The following is a 1,528-nucleotide window of genomic DNA, read 5'->3' on the forward strand; positions in this document are numbered from 1 at the left end:
TGCTCGCGGGGCTGGCGATCTTCCCGGTGGTGTTTGCCTGGGGGATTGATCCCGCCGAAGGTGCCGGTCTGGTCTTCCATTCCCTGCCCATTGCCTTCGGTGAAATGCCGGGTGGTTACCTGTTTGGCACGCTGTTCTTCCTGCTTCTGGTGGTGGCGGCCTGGACATCCTCCATCAGTCTGATGGAGCCGGCCGTGGCCTGGGTGGTGGAGAACCGCGGAATCAGCCGTGCCGCGGCGGCCCTGGCCGTGGGTGGCATCATCTGGGTGCTGGGTATCGGCACGGTGTTGAGTTTCAACCTGTGGTCCGAGATTACCTTCCTGGCCGGTACCGTCTTCGACAACGTCGAGACGCTGGCGGATAACATCCTGCTGCCCCTTGGCGGCATGCTGATCGCCATCTTCGCCGGTTGGGTCATGTCCCGGGCCTCCAGCGCCGAAGAGCTCAATATGGGTGTGGGCACCGCCTATAAGTTGTGGCTGTTCTTCATCCGCTTTGTGGCGCCGCTGGCGGTGATCATCGCCTTCCTGCATGCCCTGGGCGTGTTTGATCGCTTCCTGGGTGAAGAGGAAGTGGAGGTGGCCATGATGCTTCTCGCCGGCCGGGAGGCCTGATTCAGGCATGCGCAAGGTACAGCGGGAAGCTCTGGTGCCTTTCTCGGCGCAGGCCATGTTCGAGCTGGTGAATGATATTGAGTCCTATCCGCAGTTCCTGCCCTGGTGCCGGGATGCGAAGGTTCTCAGCCGGGAGGAGCATGAGCTGACCGCCAGCCTGACCCTGGCGAAGGGCGGCATTCATCGCTCCTTTACCACCCGCAACAGCATGGAGCCGGGGCAGCTCATTGATATTCGCCTGGTGGACGGTCCCTTTCGGCATCTGGAAGGCGAGTGGCGCTTTGAAGCCCTGCGCGAGGATGCCAGCAAGGTGAAGCTGGACATGAGTTTCGAGGTCTCCAGCGGGGTGCTGTCGGCCGTGCTGGGACCGGTCTTTCATCAGATTGCCAATTCCCTCGTGGATGCCTTCGTCAGGCGGGCCCATCAGGTTCATGGCCGGGGCTGACGCCAGCAAGCAGGGCATTCGGGTGGAGGTGGCCTACGCCCGGCCGGATCGTCAGCAGGTGATCACGGTCATCGTGGCGGCCGGGACCACTGCGCGTCAGGCGGTGGAGCAGTCCGGCATCCTGGATCAGTTTCCTGAGATATCCCTGGGCGGTGAGAACCGTCTGGGGATTTTCGGCCGCCTGGTGGGCGAGGAGCAGGTTTTGCGGGAAGGGGATCGGGTGGAGATTTATCGCCCACTGAAAGCGGATCCGAAGGAGGTCCGGCGCCGCCGCGCCCGCGAGGGCCGGACCATGCGCAAGGGTGATTAAGGGAACCTCTGATGAACCCTTGCGCGTGCACAGTTGACGCTGAGAACGCCTGCTTCTGCGTGACTCCGGCCATCCATGGCCTCCGCCCTTCGGGCCTGCAAGCTGGCGCTTGCAGTTCAAATACGTTCCAGACGCATTTGTGCATTGCTTGCCCGTAGC

3 protein-coding genes are annotated in these 1,528 nt (G+C 62.7%); all 3 read left to right on the forward strand.

The genetic code is table 11. The features are described from left to right. On the forward strand, nucleotides 1-614 hold a 614-nt coding region (locus VCB98_RS13790), incomplete at its 5' end, for an SLC5/6 family protein (protein WP_510184525.1). Between the two features lie 7 nt (nucleotides 615-621). After that, nucleotides 622-1,059, forward strand: coding sequence for a type II toxin-antitoxin system RatA family toxin (locus VCB98_RS13795; RefSeq protein WP_346053517.1), 438 nt, complete (start codon nucleotides 622-624; stop codon nucleotides 1,057-1,059). Then, on the forward strand, nucleotides 1,046-1,369 hold the full coding sequence (locus tag VCB98_RS13800) for an RnfH family protein (RefSeq protein ID WP_346053519.1): 324 nt from the start codon (nucleotides 1,046-1,048) through the stop codon (nucleotides 1,367-1,369). Before VCB98_RS13795 ends, VCB98_RS13800 begins: the two co-directional genes overlap by 14 nt. Nucleotides 1,370-1,528 lie beyond the last annotated feature (159 nt).

This window comes from Natronospira elongata (genome assembly GCF_034931365.1).
GTDB lineage: Bacteria > Pseudomonadota > Gammaproteobacteria > Natronospirales > Natronospiraceae > Natronospira > Natronospira elongata.

Coding starts and splice junctions, on each gene's coding strand:
- VCB98_RS13795 (WP_346053517.1), top strand. CDS start 622: ATGCGCAAGGTACAGCGGGAAGCTCTGGTGCCTTTCTCGGCGCAGGCC.
- VCB98_RS13800 (WP_346053519.1), top strand. CDS start 1,046: ATGGCCGGGGCTGACGCCAGCAAGCAGGGCATTCGGGTGGAGGTGGCC.